This is a genomic window from Desulfogranum marinum (assembly GCF_016918565.1).
Taxonomy (GTDB): Bacteria; Desulfobacterota; Desulfobulbia; order Desulfobulbales; family Desulfobulbaceae; genus Desulfogranum; species Desulfogranum marinum.
In genome coordinates, this window is sequence record NZ_JAFFQD010000027.1 from 26,487 (window position 1) to 52,584 (window position 26,098).

21 protein-coding genes are annotated in these 26,098 nt (G+C 46.9%); 8 read left to right on the forward strand and 13 right to left on the reverse strand.

Annotated features, from left to right (window positions below; genetic code table 11):
• Nucleotides 1-14: 14 nt before the first annotated feature.
• Nucleotides 15-1,319, reverse strand: coding sequence for a citrate synthase (locus JWH17_RS14805; protein WP_205223408.1), 1,305 nt, complete (start codon nt 1,317-1,319; stop codon nt 15-17).
• A 363-nt stretch (nt 1,320-1,682) separates the two neighbouring features.
• Between JWH17_RS14805 and JWH17_RS14810 the strand changes: the two genes are divergently transcribed.
• Nucleotides 1,683-2,360: a hypothetical protein gene (locus JWH17_RS14810; RefSeq protein ID WP_205223409.1), complete on the forward strand. Its 678-nt coding sequence runs from the start codon at nt 1,683-1,685 to the stop codon at nt 2,358-2,360.
• Nucleotides 2,361-2,458: 98 nt separating this feature from the next.
• Here JWH17_RS14810 and hflC read toward each other — a convergent pair whose 3' ends face one another.
• From hflC to JWH17_RS14825, 3 genes are all read right to left on the reverse strand, one after another.
• Nucleotides 2,459-3,397 (reverse strand): protease modulator HflC, encoded by a 939-nt coding sequence (gene hflC, locus JWH17_RS14815; protein ID WP_205223410.1) that lies wholly within the window; start codon nt 3,395-3,397, stop codon nt 2,459-2,461.
• Between the two features lie 50 nt (nt 3,398-3,447).
• Nucleotides 3,448-4,566, reverse strand: coding sequence for an FtsH protease activity modulator HflK (hflK, locus tag JWH17_RS14820; protein WP_205223411.1), 1,119 nt, complete (start codon nt 4,564-4,566; stop codon nt 3,448-3,450).
• Between the two features lie 229 nt (nt 4,567-4,795).
• Nucleotides 4,796-5,731 (reverse strand): rhomboid family intramembrane serine protease, encoded by a 936-nt coding sequence (locus JWH17_RS14825; protein ID WP_205223412.1) that lies wholly within the window; start codon nt 5,729-5,731, stop codon nt 4,796-4,798.
• Nucleotides 5,732-5,876: 145 nt separating this feature from the next.
• Here JWH17_RS14825 and JWH17_RS14830 point away from each other — a divergent pair, with 145 nt between their 5' ends.
• The 3 genes from JWH17_RS14830 (at nt 5,877) to JWH17_RS14840 (ending at nt 9,228) form a co-directional block, all read left to right on the forward strand.
• On the forward strand, nt 5,877-6,809 hold the full coding sequence (locus tag JWH17_RS14830; RefSeq protein WP_205223413.1) for a Tim44 domain-containing protein: 933 nt from the start codon (nt 5,877-5,879) through the stop codon (nt 6,807-6,809).
• A gap of 282 nt (nt 6,810-7,091) precedes the next feature.
• Nucleotides 7,092-7,781 carry a glycosyltransferase family 2 protein gene (locus JWH17_RS14835; protein ID WP_205223414.1) on the forward strand — a complete coding sequence of 230 codons (690 nt, stop codon included), beginning with the start codon at nt 7,092-7,094 and terminating at the stop codon, nt 7,779-7,781.
• A gap of 4 nt (nt 7,782-7,785) precedes the next feature.
• On the forward strand, nt 7,786-9,228 hold the full coding sequence (locus JWH17_RS14840; protein ID WP_205223415.1) for a sugar phosphate nucleotidyltransferase: 1,443 nt from the start codon (nt 7,786-7,788) through the stop codon (nt 9,226-9,228).
• An 83-nt stretch (nt 9,229-9,311) separates the two neighbouring features.
• Here the strand turns inward: JWH17_RS14840 and JWH17_RS14845 are convergent, their stop codons facing one another.
• Nucleotides 9,312-9,749 carry an FKBP-type peptidyl-prolyl cis-trans isomerase gene (locus JWH17_RS14845; protein WP_205223416.1) on the reverse strand — a complete coding sequence of 146 codons (438 nt, stop codon included), beginning with the start codon at nt 9,747-9,749 and terminating at the stop codon, nt 9,312-9,314.
• A 46-nt stretch (nt 9,750-9,795) separates the two neighbouring features.
• Nucleotides 9,796-11,196 (reverse strand): NAD(P)/FAD-dependent oxidoreductase, encoded by a 1,401-nt coding sequence (locus JWH17_RS14850; RefSeq protein WP_205223417.1) that lies wholly within the window; start codon nt 11,194-11,196, stop codon nt 9,796-9,798.
• Between the two features lie 286 nt (nt 11,197-11,482).
• Here JWH17_RS14850 and JWH17_RS14855 point away from each other — a divergent pair, with 286 nt between their 5' ends.
• Nucleotides 11,483-12,766 carry an ATP-dependent 6-phosphofructokinase gene (locus tag JWH17_RS14855; RefSeq protein ID WP_205223418.1) on the forward strand — a complete coding sequence of 428 codons (1,284 nt, stop codon included), beginning with the start codon at nt 11,483-11,485 and terminating at the stop codon, nt 12,764-12,766.
• Between the two features lie 35 nt (nt 12,767-12,801).
• Nucleotides 12,802-13,350, forward strand: coding sequence for an oligoribonuclease (gene orn, locus JWH17_RS14860; protein ID WP_205223419.1), 549 nt, complete (start codon nt 12,802-12,804; stop codon nt 13,348-13,350).
• Between the two features lie 44 nt (nt 13,351-13,394).
• Here the strand turns inward: orn and JWH17_RS14865 are convergent, their stop codons facing one another.
• Nucleotides 13,395-15,884, reverse strand: coding sequence for a glycogen/starch/alpha-glucan phosphorylase (locus tag JWH17_RS14865; protein WP_205223420.1), 2,490 nt, complete (start codon nt 15,882-15,884; stop codon nt 13,395-13,397).
• A gap of 229 nt (nt 15,885-16,113) precedes the next feature.
• Here JWH17_RS14865 and JWH17_RS14870 point away from each other — a divergent pair, with 229 nt between their 5' ends.
• On the forward strand, nt 16,114-18,546 hold the full coding sequence (locus tag JWH17_RS14870; RefSeq protein WP_205223421.1) for a hybrid sensor histidine kinase/response regulator: 2,433 nt from the start codon (nt 16,114-16,116) through the stop codon (nt 18,544-18,546).
• 136 nt (nt 18,547-18,682) lie between these two features.
• Here JWH17_RS14870 and JWH17_RS14875 read toward each other — a convergent pair whose 3' ends face one another.
• From JWH17_RS14875 to JWH17_RS14900, 6 genes are all read right to left on the reverse strand, one after another.
• Complete coding sequence (locus JWH17_RS14875; RefSeq protein ID WP_232371108.1) at nt 18,683-20,011, reverse strand: histone deacetylase family protein; 1,329 nt, start codon at nt 20,009-20,011, stop codon at nt 18,683-18,685.
• A gap of 15 nt (nt 20,012-20,026) precedes the next feature.
• A complete protein-coding gene (locus tag JWH17_RS14880; RefSeq protein WP_205223422.1) occupies nt 20,027-21,673 on the reverse strand; it encodes a hydantoinase/oxoprolinase family protein in 1,647 nt (548 codons plus the stop codon).
• Nucleotides 21,674-22,195: 522 nt separating this feature from the next.
• Nucleotides 22,196-22,672, reverse strand: coding sequence for a GNAT family N-acetyltransferase (locus JWH17_RS14885; protein ID WP_205223423.1), 477 nt, complete (start codon nt 22,670-22,672; stop codon nt 22,196-22,198).
• A gap of 60 nt (nt 22,673-22,732) precedes the next feature.
• Complete coding sequence (locus JWH17_RS14890) at nt 22,733-23,005, reverse strand: hypothetical protein (RefSeq protein WP_205223424.1); 273 nt, start codon at nt 23,003-23,005, stop codon at nt 22,733-22,735.
• A gap of 101 nt (nt 23,006-23,106) precedes the next feature.
• Nucleotides 23,107-23,703, reverse strand: coding sequence for a hypothetical protein (locus JWH17_RS14895; RefSeq protein WP_205223425.1), 597 nt, complete (start codon nt 23,701-23,703; stop codon nt 23,107-23,109).
• Nucleotides 23,704-24,007: 304 nt separating this feature from the next.
• The gene (locus JWH17_RS14900; RefSeq protein ID WP_205223426.1) at nt 24,008-24,730 is read right to left on the reverse strand and encodes a DUF2293 domain-containing protein; all 723 of its coding nucleotides are present in this window, start codon (nt 24,728-24,730) and stop codon (nt 24,008-24,010) included.
• A gap of 605 nt (nt 24,731-25,335) precedes the next feature.
• On the opposite strand from JWH17_RS14900, the gene JWH17_RS14905 reads away from it, so the two are divergent.
• Nucleotides 25,336-26,061, forward strand: coding sequence for a class I SAM-dependent methyltransferase (locus tag JWH17_RS14905; RefSeq protein ID WP_205223427.1), 726 nt, complete (start codon nt 25,336-25,338; stop codon nt 26,059-26,061).
• The last annotated feature ends 37 nt before the right edge of the window (nt 26,062-26,098 follow it).

Sequence of the window (26,098 nt, forward strand, 5' to 3'; positions counted from 1 at the left end):
AAGAGAAGTTCGCGCTAAAGCCGCTCACCCAAAGGAGCAAAAATACGAGCTGGTTCCCCTGTATACACCTGGCGGGGGCGGTGAATCTTGGTCGCAGGATCCTCCCGCATTTCTTTCCATTGGGAAATCCATCCCGGCAGGCGACCAAGGGCAAACATGACCGTGAACATGTTGGTCGGAATACCGATGGCCCGGTAGATGATACCTGAGTAGAAATCAACATTGGGGTAGAGATTGCGATTGATGAAGTAGTCGTCATTGCGTACGATTTCTTCCAGCGTCTTTGCTATCTCGAGCAGTGGATCGGAAACATTCAATACATTCAATATGCCGTCGCAGGCTTTTTTAATGATGGTTCCGCGAGGATCGTAGGTCTTGTAAACTCTGTGGCCAAAGCCGGATAACCTGAACGGATCATTTTTGTCCTTGGCCTTGGCGATATACTTTTTATAGTCTGCCCCGTCGTGATAAATGGCTTCAAGCATTTGGATAACTGCTTCATTTGCACCGCCGTGCAAGGGGCCCCAGAGGGCGTTTATACCGGCAGAAATAGATGCGTACAGGTTGCCACCTGAACTACCGACAAGGCGGACGGCTGAAGTTGAGCAGTTTTGCTCATGGTCTGCATGGAGTATCAGCAGTTTGTTCATCGCTGCAACCACTTCAGGCTGAACCGTATATGGTCTAACCGGCGTGTCAAACATCATGTTGAGAAAATTTCCGCAATAGGAGAGGTCGTTACGCGGGTAAACCAGAGGGTGACCAATGGACTTTTTGTAGGAAAAAGCGGCAATGGTTCGGATTTTTGAAATCAGCCGACTGGCCGTGTTGTTAATGTTTAACAGCGGGTCGTCACCCATCTCCGGGTAGTAGTTGTGCAGAGTGTTTACCATAACGGAGAGAATGGACATTGGTGAAGCGTTGGGCGGGAAATGATCAAAAAAATGAATCATATCCTCATGGAGAAGGGCGTATTCTTCCAGTAAGGTTCGAAACTCCTCCAGTTCTTCCCGATTAGGCAGTTTGTTGTGCAGCAATAAGTATGCTACTTCAATAAAAAGACATTTTTCAGCCAGGTCTTCAATGTCATACCCGCGATAGCGTAAAATACCCTTGTCGCCATTGAGATAGGTGATGGAACTGCTGCATGAAGCTGAATTTTTAGAGCCGACATCATACGTGGTAAATCCTGTATCTTTCAACAGTCTTGAGATGTCGATCGCCTTATCTCCTTCTGCGCCTTTTAAAATTGGCAGTTCGTAGGTGTTGTCACCAATGATCAACTGTGCGTGGGTGTTTTTTTTAACTATATCGGTCATAAGCTGTTTTTTCCTGCGAATAAATTGCAATGCCGATTAGTCCTTGAAATACAGGATGAAGAGTAACTGGCACTACAGATTAAAAGGAACACCTCGGAAAAAAGATGCGATGGTCCACCGGTTAAGGTAGATTAATGAGGTGTTGTTTCGATTCCGTTCTAGGATAAGAACATCGTTTTGAGGACGTTGAACTTTTCCACGGTTGAGGCCTACTTTGATTACCAACCAGAAATACTACTTTATTTGTGAATAAAAATCAAGTTTGTAAGTCTGGAATGGGGAAGGGGGCTCGGTTGGAAGGATCAGTTTTAGCGTGATAAAATAGATAAATAGCCTCTGTGGAGGCCGAAGGTTGGTTGTTGTATGCAAGACGAATTGAAAGAAATGCGAGAGAACATCAAAGAGGTCATGGAATATGCAGTTCCTGACGGTTTTTTTGACAAGGCAGAGGATTTGCTCGACGTGTATCGCGACGACAGAATCGGTCTCAATGTACTCCTTGAATTTTACCGGACACTTCCCGGAGCCAAAGAAGCTTTGATTAAAGATATAGTTTTATTTGCTCGCCAGCATGGAGTATTTTTGTTGGGAGCAATGACCGGTCTTAGAGAAGGTTACCTCTATCTGGTATCCAGCGAAGGAATTGAGTTTCAGGGGACCGTGGGTGACGGATTTCTTGCCCGGGAGCTCCTTGATTTTTTTCAGTACGAAAGCGAGGAAGAGTTCAAGCGAATCTGTGCCGAGCATAAACGGTTCGTTTCCTATGATCCGCTGCAGATTGATGAGGATATATGCCCTGCATGCCATGCCTGTACCGGTGAGGAACATGAACTGGGGTGTCCTGTGGAAATATGCCCTTGGTGTGGGGGGCAATTGGTTTATTGCAGCTGTCGTTTTGAACAATTGGGCTTGGATGCCATAAGTACTGAACAGGATCTGCTCCAGCTCGAAGCTCTGCTTGAGGAGCGGGGAAGGATTCCGTACTCTCCTGAACAGCGGCCGAATTATGCCGATGAAGGGCCCGGAGTTATCATTGAGTAAATGAGTTGATTATTGTTGTGGTGTGGAAAGAGAACAATAAAAAAGGCCGTGTCTGAGACACGGCCTTTTTTATTGTAAACGCTACGGAGCGCGAAAAATTATTTTACTTTAAGTGACTCCATATATTTAAATAAATCAGAGTCAGATGAAAGCACCAGCGAAGTGTTGTTGGTGATAATGTCACGATAACTTTCAAGACTTCTTATAAAAGCATAAAATTCCGGGTCTTTTGAATACGCTTTACCATAAATTTTGGTGGCTTCGGCATCAGCCTTACCTTCTATTTCGACGGCCTCACGCTTTGCTTTAGAAGTGATTTCTTTCAACTCTCGTTCTACCCGACCGAGAATTTCGGCTTTTCGGCCTTCACCAAGAGAGCGTTTTTCAGCAGCGATACGCTTACGTTCAGAAATCATACGGTCATATACCTTCTCACGTACCGAATCGATGTAGTTAACTCGCTTAAACATAACATCGATTAGTTCGATGCCGTATTGGGGCATAACCTTAGCCGCAGCTTCAAGGACCATCTGGCTGATTTTGTCACGTCCCAATTGAGGGGGTACTATCAGGTCTCCAGCCTGGCTGGTGGAGGTCATATAGTCCTTGGTCCAATCTGAACTACGGATTATTTCAATCAGGTCGTTCTTGTTGACAAGGTCACGCAGGGTACCGTCAAGGATATCATCAAGCAAAGTACGGGCACGATTTTCAGTACCAACAGCCTGGAGGAAACGCAAGGAATCGATAATTCGCCAGCGTGCCGTGGTATCCAGGTAAATAAAAGTCTTGTCGTTGGTCGGGATCTGATTTGGAGAGCCATCCCACATCAGAATTTTTTTCTCAAACACTCGAATATCCTGGATAAAAGGCATTTTGAGTTTTAAGCCGGCTTCCGTCTGCGGCTCACCAACCGGCGCGCCGAACTGGGTAACAACAGCTTGTTCCCCTTCTTTAAGGATATAAAAGCCGTCCCAGACGGTAACCCCTGCAGCTACTACAATAATTAATCCTAAAATTTGAACTATTTTCTTCATGGGTCTCACATGGTTAGAGTAGAAACATTAGACAATGTACTGTCATGTTGTTACTGGGGGGTTGGGGAACTCTGTTTCTGCCTTTTTCCCGTCAGGTCCAGAAATGGAATCACTGCCTGGTTGTTTTTATCCATCACGTAAACTTGTTCAACATGGGGAAGGATTTCCTGCATCGCTTCCAAGTACATGCGTTGCCTTGTTACTTCTTGTGCCCCTTGGTATTCTTTTAAAATAGCATTGAACCTGTTGGTTTCTCCTATCGCGCGGTTGGTCCGCTCAATAGCATATCCACGTGCTTCTTCAACGGTTTGTTTTGCACTACCACGCGCTTTGGGGATAACCCGATTGTAAGTTTCCTCTGCCTCATTGACCAAACGTTTCATGTCCTGATCGGCAATGTTAACCTCATTAAAGGCAGGTTTTACCTTTTCCGGTGGGTTAATATCCTGAAGCTGCAGAGTACCAATTTTCACGCCGCATTCCAGGTTGTCAAGTTCTCCCTGCAGTTCTTTTTTTGCATCTGCAGCAAGAATTTCACGGTTACTTAGTACGTAGTCAAAATCCATGTTGCCGACAATCCTGCGGGTAACCATTTCCGAGGCATCGCGCACTGCCTGGGAAACATTGCGAACCTTGAACAGATACTTCACCGGGTCGCTGACTATATATTGGACGATCCAGGCGACCTCAATGACGTTTTTGTCGCCGGTCAACATCAAGGCCTCCATATCGAAACCGCTTCGGTTAAAATTGCTTGTTTTACCGGGAGTCCTGGTGCGAAAACCAAATTCCTCTTTTCGCACTGCTTCCACATTTACTTTATACAACTGTTCAATAAACGGAATTTTAAAGTGCAGTCCCGGGTCGGTTGTCCGCGAATACTGACCAAACCTGAGCATAACCCCTACTTCGCCCGGCTGAATAGTGTAAAAGGAAGAGTAGATAACTTGAAACAGGAAAACAGCAGCAACAATCATTACCACCTTCCCCATTCCGGCAAACATTCCAGGTCCTTCGGTCGGTGGTTTCCCTTCGTCGTCACCTTGTCCGGTTGGCTTTTGTTGGTTGGTAAAAGATTCTCTTATTTTGCGGATAAGCGCAGCAAGAAAATCTTCCGGTGAAGAGGGGCGCTTTTTTTGTCCCCAGGGTGGTTGTTCGTTCATTGGCATGGATGTACCTCTGGTTATTCAGGTTGGCGGCAGGAGGATAATGGATGGGCAACCCTGTACTTCTGCAGCAATTTGTAGACGTGCAAAAGAGAGGGTGACCATCACTTTCTGCTGAATTTTTAATAAACGCAATTTAATGTATGCACATTGGTACCTGACGTCAATCCTGAATCATCATAAAACAGGAGAAAGAAACCCTGTGTACACTCACTTGCAGGTTAAGGAGGTGCTAATGGTGGCTCCAAGCAGTTCCCCAGCATACCAGAAGAAACAAAAGCGAGCCAAGCATGAGTAGATATTGCACCTGGTTGGTGGCTGCCGTTCTGACCAGTTTTTGACGATTGCATACTACGCCTGTAAGGATACCACTGAGAAAACCGAAAAAGTGGGCGCCTATATCCGTGGACGGGCCGGAACTGCCCAGTAAGGCGAGCAAAGCGGCCCCTGCTCCTAAAGGAAGAAGATAGTGTTTAAGAGAGGTTTTTTGCCCGGATCGAAGTCTGATGCCTGCCAAAATACCGATGGCGGCAAATACAGCAGTGGAAAAACCGACGGATAGGTGCGGTTGGTCGCGGACCACGATATTGATCCAGTTCCCGACAGCGCCGGCCATGAGCACCATGAACCAGCAAAGGCCATAGCCGACGGCACGACTAAGCAGAAGGATAATGTTAGCTCCAATCAGACAATTGCCCACCAGGTGCACGATATCAGCATGCAGGGTTAAGGCCGTCACCAACCGCCACCACTGGTTTTCAAAGAGAATTTTCCGGCTGTCAATGGCACCGGTTTCAAACCAGGGATTATCAGGATACCATCCCCCTGTATGCCAGTAAAAAACTGCAAGCAGACCCATCAGCAGGATGGTCGTTTGCGGATAAAAAAAAGGTGGTTGCCATACTTGCTCAGGCAAGGGAGGCCAGTTTTTGTTTTCTTCTGTGTATTTATTTAGCTGTAATTGAGCCGTGTGGGCCTGGTCCCTGTTGACTTGAATTGACCGATTGACCGAGTCAATGGAATGATCGATATCTATAGCGGTGAGAACAAGGGAAAATGTGTTAAGCTGTTGGGGTGAGCCGGTAGCTATATCTACCAGGTCTGGTATGTTATCTTTCTGAACTGTAGAATACATTGGAAGTGTTGTTGGTGTATCAGGCGTCACCATCAGTTGCTGCGGACAGTACCTTGACCCACGGTAAAAAGGCATTATGTTTGTTGCATCTCACTAGGAGATACTGTAAACACTCAAACTCTAAATCCCACCTTTTTTAATGGCTGGGCAACAAAAAAACATTGCTGGAAAAATAATTATGATGACACACTTGAGTAAACTGGCACCATTTTTTCTGATTCTCTTTGCAGTAATGTTCTGTGAGGCAGGAATCACGACAGATTATGCCGATGCCCGTTCCAAATTTGGCGGAAGGAGCTTTAGTCGCTCGACCCCTCAAAAAACGTATAAATCACCGGCTCAAACAAAACAGGCTCAGCAGGGCCAGAAGTCCGGTTTTGGCAGAGGTCTTGCCGGAGGATTATTGGGTGGTGCCCTTGGCGGTCTTTTGCTTGGTAGCATGTTTGGCATGGGCGGTAGCGGTATGGGAATCCTGCCGCTGCTGTTATTAGGTGTTGCCGGTTACTTTTTGTATAAGCGGTTTGTCTCCAGACCGACAGGTTCTTCATCCGCAGGGTATAAACCACCGCCATTCGATAAAAATACCTTTTCCGGTGGTGCTTTTTCCGACCAGGCCAAAAGTTCTGCTCCACCAGTGCCGCCCATTCGGGAGGCCAACACTCTTGAGGACGGAATTGCGGAGATCCGAACCACTGATCCGGGATTTGATGAAAAATATTTTGTGGAAATAGCCTCAGATGTATTTTTTAAAATCCAGGCAGGCTGGATGCGGCGTGATCTTGCCAGCTACAGTCATCTGTTGGGAAAACAGTTGGCGGAAGAGTATGAAAAGCATTTTGCAGAGATGAAGGCCAAAGGCCATATCAATAAGCTGGAGAGCATTGCTGTCAGGAAAGTAGAAGTAATAGATGCCGGCAAGCAAGGAAATGAAGATTTTATTACCGTCTTGTTCACTGCCAATTTGCTTGATTATACAGTGGATGATAAAACCGGCGACCTGGTTGAAGGAAGCATGACTGAACCCGTGAAGTTTGCAGAAAAATGGACATGGGCCAGGCCGGAGCGAACTGAAGACTGGAAGCTGGAAGGCATTGATGTGGTTGAAGACTGATTGTAATATCTGTTTATAAGTAATTGAAAGCTGCATACTGGTAATCTGGTATGCAGCTTTTTTTTTAGGGTTCGGAAATCATTGAAGTCAAGGTCCTTGCCAAAAAACTTAATTCGTCCTGTATACTGCTTGTTTGATGCACTTTTTCAGTGTGACTTTAATTATTAGAGGAAGCTTTTTCAGAAAGGGGCGAATTTCGTTGTATGGGGGAGCAGTTGTCGCTAGGATGGCTTTTTTTGAGAAAGAATCCTTTAGAGGAACCACGACTATTTAAAACACTATATGATGCAAAAAGAGACCGTTAAATATACAGATGTTATTGTACCCGTCTTTAACGAAGCGGAAATACTTCCGGAGTTTCACCGTCGGGTGACAGCCTTGGCCCTCCCTCTGAACCTCATTTATGTAGATAATGCCTCGACTGACAGGTCTGTGGACATTATTTCGTCTTTTGATCATGTTACCCTGATTCGTCATGCTACCAATGAAGGGTATGGCGGGTCGCTGCTGGATGGAATAGCAAATTCGGACAATGAAAAGATCGTTATTATCGATGCTGACTGTGAGTATCCGCCAGAGGCCATTCCTGATCTTATAGAACAGCTTGACCGTACCGAGGTAGTCTATACCAGTCGCTTTTTGGGTGGACGAAACCGGTTTATGCCCCTGACCAAACGTTTGGGCAATCAACTTATATCATGGCTGTTTAACCTGCTTTTTGACCAGAAAGTGACTGATCTCTACACAGGATGCAAGGCGTTTAACCGCTCAGCCCTGTATGAAGTGCAATTATCTCGTAAAGGATTTGAGCATGTGTTGGAGCTCGGCGTCGCCTTTGCACGCAGAAAGATTACCATCAAAGAGATTGGTGTTGAATTCACGCCTCGCCATACGGGAGAAGCGAAAATGCAACACCTTTCCGAGACCTTGAAGTATCTCTATCTCACTGTCTATTATTTTTTATCCAGGTGAGGACATGAGTAAACTTGTAGGACTGATACCAGCAGCAGGAAAAGGGGTACGTGCGCGTCCCTACACGAGTCTTGTTCCAAAAGGAATGCTTCAGGTTAATGGTAAACCCAACCTGGAGAGGATCATCTGTCTGATGCGGGATCAGCTCGGGATAGATGAAATTTATATGACTGTCGGCTACCTTTCCGGGGTGATCAAAGATTACTTCAAGGATGGCTCGTGGCTGGGAGTTACGCTGCATTATATCGACAATAGCGAACTCGATAAGGGCTTGGGCTGGTCAATCCTGCTCGCAGGACGCGATCTCAATCGTCCCTGTTGCGTTATGTTGAGTGATGAATGCTATGTCGGTTCCAATCACGCAGAACTGCTCGATATCGATTATGAACATGCGCTTGCCACCTGTACGGTAATGGATGCTGATGATACCAAGCTCATTAAGCGCAACTACTCGGTTCATAAAGAGGGCGGCAGGGTGCTGAACCTGGTGGAAAAGCCCCAAGTGCTGGAAAATAACCTATTGGGGTTGGGAACTTTTATTTTAACTCCTGATTTTTTCCCTCTTCTGGCCGATGCCTTTGACCAGGCCGCCGATGGATATGTTGAATTTGTGACCTTCCTTGACTCGTTATGCAGCAAGGAGCCAGGTGTCCTTTGTTTTGAAATTAAGGGGACCTACGTCAATATCAATGATCGGGATAGTCTTAATCTTGCTCGCTATTATGAGCGCAATATCACCTTTGACGAAAATCATATTACCCTGCTTCTTTACTCCGAAGGTGTTGAGGAAAATATTGATTTTACCATCAATCGTTATCGGCGAAACCGCTCGATTGATACTGTTTATGTGGTGGTGCCGTTTGTCAATTCCGTAGAGAAAAAGATCAGGTCCTGTGGGGCAGAGGTTATCCGTTGTCCGCAGGATATCGTATTGTATGGCGAAAAAATGCGGTATGCACTGGATCGTGTTACCGGAGATATCATTGTCATGGCTGAAGCTGACTACACCTTTCCAGAGCACGATATCTGCAAATTGCTGCAGTACATCAAAGAGGCCGATATGGTGGTCGGTACTAGAACCACCAGGCAGTTGATCGAGCAGGGCTCAGATATGCGGGGATTGGTCAGGATTGCTAATATCCTGCTAGCTAAATTGATAGAGATGCTCTGGTGGCGGCGCGAAGTGAGAATTTCAGATGTTGGTTGTACATTCCGGGCAATGTGGCGGTCGTGCTATGATGATCTCAAAGACAAATTGGAGGGCAACGGACCTGAGTTGCTTGCTGAGATGGCGGTGGAGATATTAAATGACCGCAAGCGGATGATAGAAATTCCGGTCAACTACTATAATCGTAGCACAGCAATGTTTGAAAAGTATCGAAACCGAAAGACTTTTCTCCGTATCTTACTGATGATCGCCGGAAAACGATTAGCCAAAAGCCGATAGCCGGAGGCTGTTGTATCTGGTGGAGGGGGGAGGGGTCCCGCTGCGTAGGTTGATGTTACTGCAGAGGGACCATGAGGGAGGTTTTACGCCGGTTCAGGTTCCTGAATGTCAACCACTGAAACTTCAAAATAGAGTGTCATGCCTGCCAGTGGATGATTGAAGTCAATGACCAATGTTTTTCTTTTATCCTCATATACAAAGCCTTCCACCTTCTGGCCTTTGGGACCGACCGCTGTTATTTTTTCTCCCACCATCCGTGCTTCCATTGGGACATGTTCACGCGGGACCTCAAGCAACGCATCAAGTGTAACTTCGCCGTATCCCTCTTCGGGTTCCACAATAAAGGTTTTCTGTTGGCCTATCGACATTCCGGTAAGCTCTTTTTCCATCCCTTTAATTATTTCGCCTTGGCCGTGGGTGTAAACAAGCGGATCTTCTTCCAGGGTACTTTCATACACCCTGCCGTTCTCCAATTTAAGCACATAGTGGACGGTAACGGATTTCCCTTCACTGACGTTCATATTTTCCTTGTTTGTTGGATAGTTGGTATTGATAGTTGGTATAAAGCTACTCAGTGGTTCTGCGAATAATTTCTTTTGAGGGGATAAGGGCTGTGGCCGTGGCTGAAACAATATTGCCGGCCACGCCAGGGCCGTCGCCGGCAACAAATAATCCCTCCACTGCTGTTTCCAGGTTATTGTCAGTTGCAACCTGGGTTGCAAAAAATTTTATTTCCGGTGCATAGAGCAGAGTCTCGTCATTTGCCACTCCCGGTACAATCTGGTTGAGCTGCTGCAAGCCATCCACCAGGTTGGTGAGGATCCTTTCCGGCAAGGCCATGGCAATATCGCCGCAAACAACATTGGTGAGAGTAGGTTCAATGTAGCTATTGTGGATTCGGTTCCAGGTGGATCGTCTGCCTCTTTTTAGATCACCAAACCGCTGTAAAATCGGCTTGCCCCCGCCTATGAGGGTGGCCAGCTTCCCAATGGATTCACCGTAGGCCTGGTTATCTTCAACCGGGTCTGTGAGAACAACTTTGGAGAGAAAGGCAAAGTTGGAATTTTCTGATTTACGGTCCATTAGCGCATGGCCGTTGACACAGACAAAGTCCTGGTAGTTTTCCAACGCAACATACCCTCCAAAATTGGTACAAAAGGTCCGAGTCTGATCATCATACTTGGCAGTGCGAATAAAGAAGGTCGGATCATAAATAATGGAGCAGAGATCCTGCATGATCTCATTATGTACTTCAACCCTTACTCCCACTTCAATGCCGCGTTGGGAAACATCTATATTGTGGCGTCTGACAACTCCTGCAACCCATTCTGCACCAACTCTTCCAGGAGCAAGGATGACGTGTGGTGCCTTGTAGGTCCCTTTTTGGGTAATGACTCCGGTAACCTTGTTTTCGGTTACAATAACATCTTCAACTACTTCGGAATGATGAAGGGTGACCCCTTTATCGGCAATATATTGTCGCATTCCATCTATATGACGGGGAAGATTGTCGCTGCCAAGGTGTTTTTGTTTGATGATCAAGAGGTCGATGCCGCATTTTCTGGCCTCTTTACGGATAGAGTAGGCTGCTTCACGATCAGTGGGGAAAACCTGGCCGTCCATACCGAAAAGGTTGAAAATTTTTTCTGTCTCGTCGATCAATGCACAGGCATCAGAGGTTGAGAGAAATTGTGTCAGGTCGGTTTTTCCAAGTTTATGGATGAAGTTGAGCTTGCCGTCTGAAAAAAGTCCTGCTCCACCTATACCACAAAGAATATTACACGGTTGGCACTTGATACAGCCTTTATCACCAATGGGGCATTTTCGCTGCAGGGGTGGTTTCCCTTTTTCAATGACCAACACCCGGAGTGAGGAATGTTCGCAAAGGTAGTAAGCGGCGAAGAGCCCTGCTGGACCGGCACCGACGATGATGACATCATATTGAGGGGTAACCTTGGAGGTATTCATTCTCTGTTTCTCATTATAAAGATTGGTGCTCTAGCTCCATGCATATATGGTTTGTTCATTGAGGCCGCCTCTCTTTCTGCCATATTTATTCTGCCTTTGCCAGAGCAATTTGCACAGGGTAAGGCTATTGGTCGAAAAACAGTTTGCGCATCTCTTACATGAGGAATACCATAAAGAATAAGGACTTGATTTACAAAAAGACCTGACACTGGAGTGGGCATTACCATTGGAGGTAGTCTTTTGGTTGGAGCCCTGTAGTTCAACAGCTCGGATGGAGAATGGAAGTATGCAAGCAGATGATTTGATTGTTCAGCAACTTGGGGAATGCCGTTTCCATTCTCCCATGCAAGGTGTCATTTTTACCGATGTTGCAGAATCAGTTTTGTATCATAACCAGTACCAGGACCTGCAACCCTATGTAGAGGAAGGGTCGGTTCCACCTTCCTTCCAAGTGGCAGGTCCACGGGAAAAAATTTTTTTTGATCCTGCAACACTTTCCTGCGGTATTGTCACCTGCGGTGGCCTTTGTCCTGGGCTTAACGATGTGATAAGAGCCATCGTCTTGAGCCTGCATTATCATTATAATGTGAAAAAGGTGTTTGGCTTTCGCTATGGGTATGAAGGGTTAAACCCGACATATTACCATACTCCGCTTGAGTTGACTCCTGATTTGGTGGAAGGGATTCACCTGAAGGGAGGAAGTGTTTTAGGGTCGTCCCGTGGTCCCCAGGATGTTGGGGTTATTGTGGATACGTTGGTCCAGCTGAACATAGGGATTCTTTTCACCATCGGCGGAGATGGAACCCTGCGCGGCGCAGCGGCCATAGCGGAAGAAATTTCGCGACGGGGGCTTCATATTTCGGTGATCGGTATCCCGAAAACCATAGACAATGATATCTGCCATGTGGATTTTTCTTTTGGTTATGAAACCGCAGTGGCGGAATCTCGCCATTCAACCTATACCGCCCATGTTGAGGCTGTCGGCGCGCGAAACGGGGTGGGACTGGTTAAACTGATGGGACGTGAATCAGGCTTTATTGCTGCTGCGGCAGCCTTGGCCAACAATGAGGTTAATTTTTGTCTCATCCCCGAGGTCCCTTTTGAAATGGAAGTTTTGCTGGAAGCACTTGAACGTAGGCTTCGCCTACGTGGGCATGCTGTGATTGTGGTTGGCGAAGGGGCCGGACAAAATCTTTTTTGTGGAGATCGGGGCGAGGATGCATCAGGTAACTGCAAACTGGGGGATATCGGCCTGCTTCTGCGAGATCGGATTAAAGAGTATTTCAAGAAAGTGGGAATGGATATGACTCTGAAATATATTGATCCCAGCTATATGATCCGTTCCACGCCCGCCTCCGCATATGATAGTGCCTTCTGTTTACAGCTTGGGCATTATGCCGTTCATGCCGGGATGGCGGGGATGACCAATGTACTTATTGGGCACTGGAACAGCCGCTTTACCCATGTGCCTATTCCGCTTGCGACCAAAGGGCGGAAAAGAGTTGATCCCAATGGGCGATTATGGTCCAGCGTGTTGGCGGCCACCGGGCAACCGGTAAACCTTGTTTAGCAGCGAGGAATGCTAAAAAAAGGGGGGAAGGGAAAATGCAAAACGATACCCACCTGATATGGATTGACCTGGAGATGACCGGTTGCGATCCTTTTACCGATCACATTATTGAAGTGGCGTCAATTATCACTGATTCCGACCTTGAAATTCTCTCGGAAGGGCCGGTCTTAGCCATTCACCATGAAGAGGATATATTGGCAGGTATGGATGAATGGAATGTTTCGCATCATACTCAGTCAGGGCTCATCGACCGGGTCCGGCAAAGTACCATCAATTATCGAGAGGCAGAGCTTCTTACCCTTGCCAACCTTTACCAATGGGTGCCGGAAGGTAAGTCGCCCATGTGCGGTAACTCTATTTGCCATGATCGTAGGTTTCTCGGTCGATTTATGCCGGAGTTGGAAGCCTATTTCCATTATCGAAATATTGATGTTTCAACCATCAAGGAATTGGCTCGCAGATGGTCTCCTGAGTTGGCACAGGGGATGAAAAAACGTCATGAACACTTGGCCCTGGCAGATATAAAAGAATCCATAGAAGAACTACGATATTATCGAAAATGTTTTATCAGCTGTCAGTCTTGACCGCTGTTTCATGGATAGCACAGCGGTCAAGGCCACACCGTATATCAGTTATCTACCTCAACTCCCCATATCTCCTCAGCATATTCCTTGATTGTTCTATCACTGGAGAATTTACCGACCCGAGCTACATTGAGGATCGATCTGCGAGTCCACTCATCTGTATCAATAAAGCAGTCATTGACCGTCCGCTGACACTCCAGGTAAGATTCAAGGTCCAGCAGCAGGTGGTATTTGTCATTTTCATTGAGCAGGTCGTTGATCAGGGGACGAAAAAGGTTGACGTCCCCATGGCTGAAGACGCCTTTTGCAAGGGCATCAATAATCTTGCTGACCACCGGGTTTTGTTCGTAAATCTGGTAAGGCTTTCTGGATTTACATTTCTTCTCATATTCAGCCTCTTCGGCTGTCATTCCGAAAATAAAGATATTCTCTTCGCCTACTTCTTCCCTTATTTCAATATTAGCCCCATCCAGAGTGCCGATGGTCAGTGCTCCATTTAAGGCGAATTTCATGTTTCCGGTACCAGATGCCTCTGTACCTGCAGTGGATATCTGTTCGGAAAGATCTGCTGCAGGGATAATTATTTCAGCAAGAGAGACATTATAATTGGGAATAAAAACAACCTTGAGTCGGTCTTCCACCCGTGGGTCATTGTTTATGACTTCGCCTACTGAGTTAATCAGTTTGATGATGAGTTTGGCTCGGTGATAGGACGGAGCAGCCTTGCCCGCAAAAATAAATGTCCTTGGTTGAATATTGGCATCAGGAGTGGTGAGCAACCGCTGATAGATTTCAATAATATGGAGCACATTAAGGAGTTGCCGTTTATATTCATGTATACGTTTGACCTGGATGTCAAACATGGAACGCGGATCTACCACTATACCTGAGCGTTTTTGGATCAAGGCTGCTAGTCGCTTTTTGTTGTTTAGCTTAATTTGCCGCCATTGATGGCAAAACTCTTTGTCCGTGTGATACTTCTCCAGCATACGGAGCTGGTCAAGGTCGGTTACCCAATTATAGCTTATTTTGTCGCTGATAAAAGAGGACAGTTCGGGGTTACATTTCAGCAACCACCTGCGGGGTGTTATCCCGTTTGTTTTTGAGTTGATCCGATTGGGATACATTTCATGGAAATTGTGAAAGAGGTGCTTCTTCAATAACTCTGTATGGAGGGCGGCTACTCCATTTGTCGAATGGCTACCGATAATTGCCAGGTTGGCCATCCTGACCCTTTTGGGCTGATTTTCGTCGATGATTGACATTTCCGTAAGTTTGCGCATGTTGCCGGGGTAGCGTTCATTGACTTCTTCTAAAAATCTACGGTTAATTTCATAGATGATTTCCATGTGCCGCGGTAATACCCGGGAAAGCATTTCTACTGTCCATGTCTCAAGTGCCTCCGGCGTAAGGGTGTGATTGGTGTAGGCAAAAGTTTTTACGCAGATATCCCATGCCTCGACCCAGCCCAGTCTCTCATCATCAAGCAGGATCCTCATCAGTTCGGGGATGGCTATAGCCGGGTGGGTGTCATTGAGCTGTACCGCAACCTGGTTGGGGAAATCGGTAAATGTTCTATTTTCTTTGCGATACCTGCGGAGAATGTCATGGAAGGTGGCGGCGACAAAAAAGTATTGTTGCTTAAGACGCAATTCCTGGCCTTCCCGGATTTCGTCTGATGGGTAGAGCACCTTGGAAATGGTTTCAGAGCGGACTTTATTTTCTACTGCGTTGATATAGTCGCCGGCATTGAAAAAGCTAAGGTCAAGTTCCCTGGATGCCTTGGCTTTCCACAGGCGCATGTTGATCACATGGTCGTTGTTGAACCCTGGGACCAGCATATCACAGGCCATGGCCATGATTACTTCGGTATCCACCCACTGTGGACGGTAGTTGCCTTCTGCGTCAGTCCCGCTACTGACCCTTCCATAAAAATGAATAGGATACATGAACGAGGTTCGCTCGTAAATCCAGGGGGAGCCGAGGCGCATCCAGCTATCAGGTGCTTCAAGCTGGTAGCCGTCGACAATGGTTTGGTTAAACAGACCAAAGTCATACAGGATGCCATAACCATAGGCAGGAATCTTCATGGTGGCTATGGAATCCATAAAACATGAGGCAAGGCGTCCCAGACCACCGTTACCCAATGCTGCATCTTCTTCGTATTCACGCAGCTCTTCCAGGTTGTATCCCAGTTGTTCCAAAGCTTCGGATACCTGACCCAAAAGCCCCATGTTGATGATTGCGTTGCCAAGTGAGCGGCCCACTAGAAATTCCAGTGACAGGTAATAGACCCTTTTTTTATTTTGGGCATAGACCGTTTTTTGAGTGGTAAACCATTTTTCCATGAGCATATCGCGCAGGGCATAGGAAAGTGCCCTGCACACATCCTGTTTTCCTGCCATGTCCGGATCACGTCCTTGAAAGCTGACTAGATGGTGGCGGATACATGCTTTGAATTCTTCAATGCCGGTTTCGCCGAAAATGGATGCATAGGCATTTTGGGAAGTGGGGGAATCTGTCTGCAGGTCCATAGCCTCTCCTTGGGTTGATGAAAGGTAGGAAAAGAAAATAATCAGGGGAAAAGTCATTTACTGATATGTTGAGTGTAATGCAAGATGCTTTGTTTTGCCAATCAATATGATACAATCAACCTGTACAAGCCCGTGAATATTTTTTAAGGTATGAAAAAAGGGAGTAAGTTTTTGTGTAAGTTCTAACCTGTTTTGGTTCCGCGAATATTTCATCACTATAGTGGCAGCTATGAAAAAGACGAATTCAGCGACAACAGGCCAAAGGGGATCATTCCCCCTCTTTAACAGTGAACAGTCGGCCGGTGCTGATCTGCTGCAAGGGATCGTAGATCATTTTCCTGATCCTGTATTTGTGAAAGATAGAAACCATCGCTGTTTGTTTGCAAACAAGGCATTTGAAGATTTTTTCGGCCGCAGTGCAGAAGAAATAACGGGGCAGGCATGTTGTGCGCTTTACCCGAAAGACCAGGCTGATTTGTCCAGGCAAAGCGATGAATTGATGTTTTCTACAGAAAGCCCGGTTGAAAATATCGAGCAGGTCGTCGATGCCCGGGGCCGTGTCATCAGGATCGTTGCCCATAAGAGCATCTACCGGGATGGGAGTGGGCACCCGTTTCTTATAACTGTGCTAAGAAATGTGACAGAAGCAACGCGGGAGCAGGATTATGAACGCCAAGTGAACAAGGTTTTGAAAGAGCTTGCTCTTGGTGGGAGCAGGGAAAATATCCTTGGCATGATCCTGGAGATTGCGGAGGAGCAGTTTAATGGGGTCACAGCCTCTATTTTGCTTGTCGATCATAAGGAACAAAGGTTGCGCCTTAAGATTGCTTCCAAGCTGCCCGAGTATTTTACTGCAGTGGTTGATGGCACTCCCATTCGCGATGGCATGGGATCCTGTGGTACGGCGGCATTTAGAAAAGAAAGGGTTGTTGCCGAGAATTTACAAACCCATCCCTACTGGCAAAGGGTGAAGGATATCACCCTGCGGGCAAATCTCCATGCGTGCTGGTCAGAACCGATCATCATGTCGCAGGGCAATGTGGCAGGAACATTTGCTCTCTATTACGACAGAGTCAAGGTTCCTGGGCCAGAGGAAATGAAACTCATGGAAACCATGGCGCAGTTAGCCGCAATAACCGTTGAACACCATAAGGTACAGGAAGAGAAGGCCCTGCTGCGTAAAATGATGGCTAATATCATAGATTCCATGCCATCTGTGCTCATCGGTGTGGATGCCGGTGGAAGAGTGACCCAATGGAACAAGGAAACCGAAAAACTGACAGGTGTTCCTCCGCAGCGTGCGCTTGGGAAAAAAGTGGGCGAAATATATCCGTATTTTCAACCCGAGGTTTTGCAAGAGATAAACCAGGCTTTACTGTGCAGGGAGATAAAGCCTAACCTGAAAAATAACCGCAGCATAGATGGAAATACGCTCTATGAAGATATCACCGTTTATCCCTTAAGTTCCAATGGGATAGAAGGGGCTGTTATTCGGATAGATAATGTGACCGAACGGGTGCAGCTGGAGAAAGTAATCATCCAGGCTGACAGAATGATGTCTATCGGGGTACTGGCGGGCGGCATAGCTCACGATTTTAATAATATCCTGGTTGCTATCCTGGGGAATCTTAACCTCGCTGCCCAGTATCTTGAACGCGAAACAAAAGCCTTTGAGTTGGTGCAAAAAGCCGAAGATGCTTCCTTTAGGGCTAAAGGTCTTGCCAATCAATTGCTGACTTTTGCCAAAGGTGGCGAACCGGTTCGGCGGATTATGTCGCTGGAGACGTTGATCAAGGAGTCGGTGCAATTTATGCTTGCCGGCAGCAAACTGCGCAGTCATTACAGTTTCCCTGAAAAATTTTGGCCGGTGAATGTCGATCCGGATCAAATTAGTCAAGTGGTACAGAATCTTGTTGTCAATGCAAAACAGGCCATGGCGGATGGCGGTGTGATTGATATTGGCTGTGCTAATCTTGCTCGAGGTGCACCCGATTTTCCACCGCTGCTGGAGGCTGATCGATGTATTGCCGTTACAATTCGGGACTATGGAGCCGGTATTCCCGATGAAATAAACGCTCAGATATTTGATCCCTATTTCAGCACCAAGCAGACAGGAAGTGGATTAGGACTCGCTGTTTGCTATTCTGTTATAAAACGGCATGGTGGTTATATCACTACCCGCAAGGTGGATGGAGATGGTGCTGCCTTTGTTTTTTATCTTCCTGTGGTGAATGTTGAGCACAAGGCCAATGCGTTGCCTGCGCCGGAGAAGGTCACCAGGGGAGGTGATGGGACCGTGCTGATCATGGATGATGATTTTGCTGTTTGCGCTTTGCTCAGTTCCATGCTGCAGCATTTGGGGTATGAGTGCTTAACCACCCACGATGGAGCCGAGGTGCTAAAAGCGTATGATGCTGCAATCGCAACAGCTCCAGTGCGATTGGTTATCATGGACTTAACCGTCCCCGCCGGCATGGGAGGTAAGGAAGCGGTACAAAAGCTTCATGCCAATCATCCGGACGCAAGGGTCGTGGTCACCAGTGGGTATTCGAATGATCCCGTCCTTGCCAGGTATAAAGACCATGGTTTCTGCGGGACTTTGCCCAAGCCTTTTCAGCTGAAAGATCTGGCCTCCGTGCTGCAGGATGTACTTGAAAAGTGATAGCAGGTAGAGCGGTTAGAAAAATAGATGGCATCCTACTCGATACTATAAATTAACATCATAAACTTGGGTCAAGGTAAAGCCCCATGCTGCAGGGGGGGGCATGCTCAATGGAGGATCCCGCTCCGGCATCCACCTAGTTCTTATTTTTTTTCACTTCATAAGTATCAGCTACCCGGTCCTGAAGAACAACGGAACCAAATCCTCGAGGATCGGTGGTGCGATAGAGGTCTTTAGCCCTGTCCCGGCATTTTTTGCAGCTATTGAACGGTATCGTAAAGGCGTGGACATAGTTGTTGAGTCCTGAGGCCGTTACTTCTGTAAAACCCGGGCAGTGTGGACAGGTGTGATAGGATCTCTCTTCCTCCACATCAAAACCGGTGGTGTCGTAAAATATTCGTTTACTGGTTTTGACTACTTTCTCGCCGGCCAAATCCTTTTTTAACCGGTCCCGCTGTTTATACAGTTCCAGGGCCTGGTCGCAGACTGTGGCAATGTGGCTGTTCATATCAGCGGACTGGATAAAATTTCGTGGATCGTAGTCCGGTTCTTTGACGTTGGACGTATCCAGGCCGGCCATGGCCAGGATAATTCCCAGGTTTGTATAAGGGAGCGCACCTTCGATGGAATATCCTCCCTCAAGCACACAGATATCCGGGTTGAGCAGGCGATTGAGTCGGGCATACCCTTGGGCAGTGAAGTTCATGTTGGTGATCGGGTCAGTGTAGTGATTATCCTGTCCTGCTGAATTGATAATGATTTCCGGCTGAAAATCATCGAGAAGAGGCATGATAACCCGTTCCATGGCCATGTCAAAGCCTTCTTCCGATGTGGCCGGGGGCAGGGGAAGGTTAATGGTGTAACCGGGTGCTGAAGGACCACCTGCTTCATGGATAAAGCCGGTTCCCGGATAGAGGGTACGCCCGTCTTGGTGAAGCGATATAAACAGGGTGTCCGGGTCGTTATAAAAAATATCCTGAGTGCCGTCCCCATGGTGGCAGTCGGTATCTACTATTGCCACTTTTCTGACCCCGTAATGACGACGGATATATTCCACCATGATTGCTTCTATGTTGACGATACAGAAACCACGGTCGCCGAAAACAGTCTGCATGGCATGGTGGCCTGGTGGCCTGACAACGGCAAAGGCCTTTTTTACTTGTTTGTCCATGACCGCCCGAGCCGCCCTTATGGCGCCACCTGCTGATATAAGGTGGGATTCGGTGAGGAGTTTTTGTGATGAAGGGACGCAGATGTGGACGCGGTCGATATCCTTGTGTTGTGCTATCTCCGGGTTGAAGAACGAAATATTTTCCACATCCTCAAGACCTTCTTCGATAAGCTGATCTTTGGTGTAGAGGAGGCGTTCTTCCCGTTCCGGGTGGGTTGGACTGATGCACCAGTCAAATGCCGGGAAAAGGACCAGACCTGTTGGATTCGGTGCGGTGGGCATAAAGTGTGACATGTTGTGTTCCTCTTCCTAGAGTTGTTCGAGGCCAGGCCGGATCTGTGCCTTGAGAGAAATGATTTTTCCGGAGCTGCTGAACCCGCGAACGGTATTCATCTCCTGACGCTCGAGAAAATCAATTTCCGGTATTTTTTCCATCCCAAATTCTGCAGCCATAGTGGTGATCACTTCGGTGAGCCTCGCTTCGGCATCACTCATATCAAAATAGGACCGCACTGTACCCCTGTAACCGGTTTCGGGGATGGAAAGCGTACCGTCTGAGGTGTCTGCATATAAGGTGGCCTGCAGGGTGGGCCGTGTTCTACCTGAGCCGATAGCATTGGCAACTTCATAGTGCTCCGGCACACTGCATGGGAGCTGTAACGTGTCTGCCAGTATCTGTTGTATTGCCTTGGCAGGTCCTCCGACAAGAATGATTTCTTTGGGGTTGATTCTTTTCAGGTTGAGCAGTGCTGCCACAGTGTAGACCGGTCGACTGAACACTTCCTCAATCATTTGCTCTACGACTTGGTTTATCCGATTGGCAAAGGCTTGCAACAGTTGTACTGCTGTCTTTTCGGGCGTTTGGTCCGGGATCAATTGCAGCATGGCTTGTTCCGCCTTTGCTCCATCACCTATCTGAAGTGTTTTGAGGACGATCATTGCATCTGTGGGCGTAGGAACGTTACCTCCCAGCGCCAAAGGCGGGCCCTCTTTTTGCGGGCCTATGGAGAAATCTTTGTCTGTGTAGGAGACTGCACTGTCTCCTCCCAGGCCGATACTTTTGGTGTTTAATGCCCTTATCAGGGTTGGTCGTTCCTTGATGGTAACCCCATATGGTTCCAGCAAGGGGGAGCCGTCAGCAAAAATGGCGATGTCCGTGGTTGTCCCACCTATGTCGAGCAGGACCGCGTCGTGGATATTTTTTTGCAGGGCAAGGCAACCCATTACGCTTGCAGAAGGACCGGAATGCACACTCTCACAGGGGGTGTCACTGGCAGCTGTAAAGGGGATGGTGCCGCCGTCAGCTTTGAGGATATAGCACGGGCAGTTAATTTTCAGCTGCTGAAGACCGTTTTCCATGGCCTCTTTAAAAAACATGAACCGTGATTTTAATGCCGCGTTAAGCCAGGTTGAATAGACTCTTCTTGGGAAGTTGGGCAGGCCGGATATGCGATGGCCCATGCTGATGTGTGGAAAACTGTCTGCCAAACGGTCATGGGTATCTTGTTCGTGGCTGTTGTTACGATGGGAAAATTTGGTGACCACGCCTATGCTTTCAATCCCCTTGTCTTTAAAGGTGACTGCAGCATCATCAATAGTGGATTGGTCCGGGGATTTAATTATATGACCGCGATGATCAATGGCACCGTTAAGAAAACAGACATGTTCTCCGCAATCAAGAAAGTTTGGATTCATTCCAGGACCTGCCTGGATGAACATCCCGACCTTGTCAAAGGTTTCGTTGACAATGGCGTTGGTACAGAGAGTGGTGCTGAGATGGATTCGGGCGAGATCTGCAGGAGAGTCCGGGAGCAATGTTTTCAGGAGGGCTATAATGGAATCACTCAGGTTGTCCTGGTCAACTTGCACTTTATTCTTTACCAGTATTTTCTCTCCGTCCAGCAAAACTCCGTCTGCGTGGGTTCCGCCTACATCAATGCCGATAATAAGAGCCATGTTTGCCTCTCCTTAAAAAGGATTTTCAATCGCCGGTAGCTTCGATTGCCTTTATCGTATTTTTTTAATGAATAGCAGCAGACTACCCCTAAGAAGGAGAGAAAGACAAGAGAATTTTCCGGTGGTACAGACAACAGACGTGGAATCGCAATGAAAGACAGATCACATTGTATGTTGTTAAGCAAGAAAAAGATTTGCTCCTCGGCAGCACCCCCCGACCCTGCACGTTATGCGTGTCGAGCATACCGATGTATCGAAGTCGGAGCGTATCTGCTATTCGGTCAGCTTGCAAATATTTGGAGCACTGCTCTAACATTACAGTTCGGGGGAGATCGGCAGATTTTAGCCCGTATTTTTCATTAGTTCCAGCAGCGTCGGATTCGAGGGTTTTGGCAGTGAACAGGTAAGCGTAGACTCCGGGTAAGCGTAGACTCGGATGATTACCTCTGTTTACTGCAAAAATACTGAAGCTGTGTAGGGGTTGCAGGCAAAAAACGGGTAGCGGTGAGCGATTACTTATACTCATTTAGTAAACTCCGGCTCATAACCAACGGTAACGGTGTTGTCGGTGGTATTGCGGATGCTTAAGAAATGCTCATTGCCGGCGGTAAAAGGGTAGCGTGGGTTTGTACAAGGGGTAAAACCGAACTTTTCATAGAAGTGAAGAGCGCCCACAACAAACACAGTGTTTTCCTTAATCTCCTTCCGGCGAAGGGAAAAACGGAGTAACTCAGAACCAATTCCACGATTTTGAAACTCAGGATTGACAGCCAGTGGTGCCAGATGCAAGCCACAGACCCTATGCTCTGTATATGCATTTGAATAGGCAATATAAGCGACCACCTTGTTGCGGATAATACACATCCATTCGTGCAGCGTTCTTTCTTTTTTATGGAGGTTTTCAACAAGCTGTTTTTCATATCGGCTTCCTGGAAATGCTTGTTGGAGCAGAGCACTGACTTTCGGTCGGTCTTCTGTGGTAACTGGTCGTATTTTCATTGTTTGTTTGTGGACGTTAGTGGAGTTGCGAGGATCTGTTGTTTCTTTTATAGGTGGTGACTATAGTTTTGTATGGCAGTATACACATATGAGATCGTCTGCCTTGGCTTCTTTCTCGCAATCCGGACAGTTTTTTGGGATGAGGTTCCTGGTGCCGGCCACAATTGCCGGCGGCGCCTTTTTTTGTTGTTCTATGAGGGTAGCGATTTTATGCATTCCCTCTTTTACTTCGATTTGCAGTTTTCGCAACAGTAAGAGTACCATAAGCACCATCATCATAGTCGTACCGACACATATCAGCAGTAACCAGTAGAATTCACTAACAGAAATCATATTGTCCTCCCTGCATCGTTATATGTTCTTGAGGCTTTTCAGTCAGTATACCCTGCTCTTTTTATCAGCTGCCGCATTGAGCTTCCCGGTACTTTTATGGATCAGTCACCGGTGAGTTTCCACTTTTTCTCATCCCGGATAAAAGTAAAATGGGCTTTATGAGGTTGGCCATCACAGTTTTCAGAAAAAGAGGCAAAGGGTGTATTTTTGTGAGAGCTATAGATGATATAGACTGCAGCTTCTTCTTTGGCGTCATCATGGACTATTGCTGTGATTTTAGTTAGCCTAAGTTCGCAAGCTTTTACCAATACTGATTTGTAGAGTTTTTTTGTTATAAAAGGGGATGCTTTATCAGTTAACTCAATCGTTACGACACTGTTTTGAACATCATGCATGTATTGCGGCCGGGCTGTATCGATATGGGAAAGCTTGATAAATCCGCCTTGAGCTAATCTTTCCAGGCGACTCAGCTGTTGGTTGTCTATCTCAAGTCCTTTATGAGGAATAAAAAGGACATTATTGCCGTAAAGAGTGAACGGCACAATGTCCGGGTGTGGAAATACTTCGTTTTTTAAAATTTGAGTAGCCCTGTACTTCGTCAAGCTGGGGTCCAGATACATTCGCACACTCACGCCACCAACGAGCAGGAACAGGAACAGTAATAGAAGTATGGCAAGTTTTTTGTTTGGAATATTCATCCCTATTTATAGGTACTGCGTAACCAACGGGGTAATATCAACAAGAAATATATTTTTACACAATATCAGCTATATCAGCAACGTGTTTTTTGTGACGTAGTGTGGAAGACGGAAATATGCGTAGGTGGCTCCGCCTCGTCTACAGCAGCAAGAGCAGCACCGATTATACCGGAGAAGGCATGCGGGTAAGATGTGCTGATTTTTTTCGAGCTCATTTTTGCTGAAGAATAAAGAGGTTCCCTTGTGTACTTGCTGTCAGCATGTAGTTTGTAAATGGATTGAAGCTCGATAGGGCGGCTTTTTTTTAGTCTTGCTGCTTTTTCTTTTCTTCCTTCAACCGGCTTAGCCGGTGTTCAGTTTCCAGCGCCTGCTGCAGAGGGCAGGGGTTGTCAAGAGTTTCTCCTGTCCGATAACGGCTTAGCATGAGTTGGGATTTTTGGGCCAACATTCGACGGACTTCTCTTCTGCTTCCTTTTTTGCGAATAATGTGCATTTGGTCGTAGCCGGTTGTTTGATGACGCAACCAGGCTATAACAGCCGCTTCTACCCGCTTGTGAATAGGGATACGGGTGGTTCTGGCTACCGTTCCGGACCCGATAGGTGTTGCAAGATCAGTGACTGATTTTGCCAGGCGTTCTGCAGTTTGCCTATGTGCAGGGTGAAAAGCGAGAAAATCCAGGGTTGCCTGGTAAAAATCCTCGACATATTCGGCATGTTTTCGTTCTTTACGTTTCAGTTGAGCAGCCCTCTGTCGCTCGTACTCCGGGGTGGAACGTTTGCGCTCAAGCTCTTGTTTAGCGGCTTCCACATGGCCTTTTTCGGCCCATATCCCTTTAGAGATGGTCCGTTTTCCCTTTTTGACCTGGACCTGCCAGGTGATGCATCGACTTTTGACACTTCGGGTGAGCGGACCGTCCCCTGCCTTAAGAAAGACCCACTCCTGAGGTGGGGTCAACACGTTACCGTTGGTATCAATTACAGTTTTTTGTTTGGGGCCTGGTTGGACAATACGGTTTTGAAAAGGCATGGCTGAAAGAATAAATCCTGTTTATACAGTTTAAGGTAAAGCTCGGGTCTCTGGTCCTTGGTAGATGGTTCCAAAGACCGCAGTAAGTGTTGTCGCAAGGTAACTGTTCACATACATTCCACAGAGTCTCCCAATGGTCGCTTATTTGCGAATAATCGAGCCTGTCAAAATATGAGACACCTCTGAGCAGTTACAAGCTTTAGGTGTAATAAATCAAAGAATCACCAATCCCGTGAGTTACGTCGCAAGATTTGACGCAAAGCATCGATGATATAATTCTTTATTGCGTTATATCCTGCTTCAGCACGAATTTCTCATCAGTTCAGGGGGGCAGGTTATTTTTTTTTAAATGAGAAAATGTCCATGAGAAATTCGGGTAAGCCATGATTATTCGTCTTATTGGTATGGCATGGTTGCAGAATTGGCAAGATAATTTATGGTGTTATCCTATTCCGTTGCACAGTACCAACGGTTCGTGTTGTTAAAAAGGAGAGGGACGTATTGGTAAGGGCGCATCTCACCTGAAAATGTAAGGTTGTAAGCATGGAGCGTTTTTTGGTAAATGATGTCTTCAATAATCAGGGCTTAAACACATCGATGAAAGTATGAAAAGTATTATTAGCGACCCACATAAAGATCCGTTGGGAGCCATGATGCTGGATTACCTGCATGGAGATTACGAGGTTTTCGCAGAGGTGGCTTCCACCAGGTTCAGTATGTCGACCATGTCTGCCAAGACCATGTTTAGAACATACGCGGAGATGGATGAGCTGGAGCGTGAGGCGCTGCACTTGTGCAGAGGGACGGTGTTGGATGTGGGGGCAGGGAGCGGTTGTCACAGCCTGTGCTTGCAGGAGCAAAATGTGGATGTAGATGCCTTGGACATATCACCCGGTTGTATCAAGGTTATGGAAAAGAGAGAGGTGAAAAATCCAATCCATAACAATCTTTTTTCTCTGGAGAGCGGAAACTATACCACCATCCTCATGCTCATGAACGGTCTTGGTATTTGTGGTTCACTTGACGGCTTGAATCTTTTTCTACAGCATGTCCGGAACCTATTGGCTGAGGATGGGCAGGTTATTGCCGACTCTACAGACTTACGGTTACTGTATAATGATGAAGATGAGGAAGATGAATCTTTCGATGACAGTGACTACGGAGAAACTGAATTTATCATTACCTACGACACTCTAGTCTCCGTGCCTTTTCAATGGATATATGTGGGGTTTCCTGTCTTGCAGATGCTGGCTGAGTATAATGGGTTTGAATGTCAGCAGATTGCTACTGGGCAAAACGGTCACTATCTTGCCAGGATGTATAGGAGCTGAGAGGTGGGGAGGGAAAGAGTAAGGGGCGGGTCGTGAC

What these genes read in the sequence shown, in the direction of transcription:
- JWH17_RS14805 (WP_205223408.1), bottom strand. Translation starts at nt 1,319, where the DNA reads ATGACCGATATAGTTAAAAAAAACACCCACGCACAGTTGATCATTGGT.
- JWH17_RS14810 (WP_205223409.1), top strand. Translation starts at nt 1,683, where the DNA reads ATGCAAGACGAATTGAAAGAAATGCGAGAGAACATCAAAGAGGTCATG.
- hflC (WP_205223410.1), bottom strand. Translation starts at nt 3,397, where the DNA reads ATGAAGAAAATAGTTCAAATTTTAGGATTAATTATTGTAGTAGCTGCA.
- hflK (WP_205223411.1), bottom strand. Translation starts at nt 4,566, where the DNA reads ATGCCAATGAACGAACAACCACCCTGGGGACAAAAAAAGCGCCCCTCT.
- JWH17_RS14825 (WP_205223412.1), bottom strand. Translation starts at nt 5,731, where the DNA reads ATGGTGACGCCTGATACACCAACAACACTTCCAATGTATTCTACAGTT.
- JWH17_RS14830 (WP_205223413.1), top strand. Translation starts at nt 5,877, where the DNA reads ATGATGACACACTTGAGTAAACTGGCACCATTTTTTCTGATTCTCTTT.
- JWH17_RS14835 (WP_205223414.1), top strand. Translation starts at nt 7,092, where the DNA reads ATGATGCAAAAAGAGACCGTTAAATATACAGATGTTATTGTACCCGTC.
- JWH17_RS14840 (WP_205223415.1), top strand. Translation starts at nt 7,786, where the DNA reads ATGAGTAAACTTGTAGGACTGATACCAGCAGCAGGAAAAGGGGTACGT.
- JWH17_RS14845 (WP_205223416.1), bottom strand. Translation starts at nt 9,749, where the DNA reads ATGAACGTCAGTGAAGGGAAATCCGTTACCGTCCACTATGTGCTTAAA.
- JWH17_RS14850 (WP_205223417.1), bottom strand. Translation starts at nt 11,196, where the DNA reads ATGAATACCTCCAAGGTTACCCCTCAATATGATGTCATCATCGTCGGT.
- JWH17_RS14855 (WP_205223418.1), top strand. Translation starts at nt 11,483, where the DNA reads ATGCAAGCAGATGATTTGATTGTTCAGCAACTTGGGGAATGCCGTTTC.
- orn (WP_205223419.1), top strand. Translation starts at nt 12,802, where the DNA reads ATGCAAAACGATACCCACCTGATATGGATTGACCTGGAGATGACCGGT.
- JWH17_RS14865 (WP_205223420.1), bottom strand. Translation starts at nt 15,884, where the DNA reads ATGGACCTGCAGACAGATTCCCCCACTTCCCAAAATGCCTATGCATCC.
- JWH17_RS14870 (WP_205223421.1), top strand. Translation starts at nt 16,114, where the DNA reads ATGAAAAAGACGAATTCAGCGACAACAGGCCAAAGGGGATCATTCCCC.
- JWH17_RS14875 (WP_232371108.1), bottom strand. Translation starts at nt 20,011, where the DNA reads ATGTCACACTTTATGCCCACCGCACCGAATCCAACAGGTCTGGTCCTT.
- JWH17_RS14880 (WP_205223422.1), bottom strand. Translation starts at nt 21,673, where the DNA reads ATGGCTCTTATTATCGGCATTGATGTAGGCGGAACCCACGCAGACGGA.
- JWH17_RS14885 (WP_205223423.1), bottom strand. Translation starts at nt 22,672, where the DNA reads ATGAAAATACGACCAGTTACCACAGAAGACCGACCGAAAGTCAGTGCT.
- JWH17_RS14890 (WP_205223424.1), bottom strand. Translation starts at nt 23,005, where the DNA reads ATGATTTCTGTTAGTGAATTCTACTGGTTACTGCTGATATGTGTCGGT.
- JWH17_RS14895 (WP_205223425.1), bottom strand. Translation starts at nt 23,703, where the DNA reads ATGAATATTCCAAACAAAAAACTTGCCATACTTCTATTACTGTTCCTG.
- JWH17_RS14900 (WP_205223426.1), bottom strand. Translation starts at nt 24,730, where the DNA reads ATGCCTTTTCAAAACCGTATTGTCCAACCAGGCCCCAAACAAAAAACT.
- JWH17_RS14905 (WP_205223427.1), top strand. Translation starts at nt 25,336, where the DNA reads ATGAAAAGTATTATTAGCGACCCACATAAAGATCCGTTGGGAGCCATG.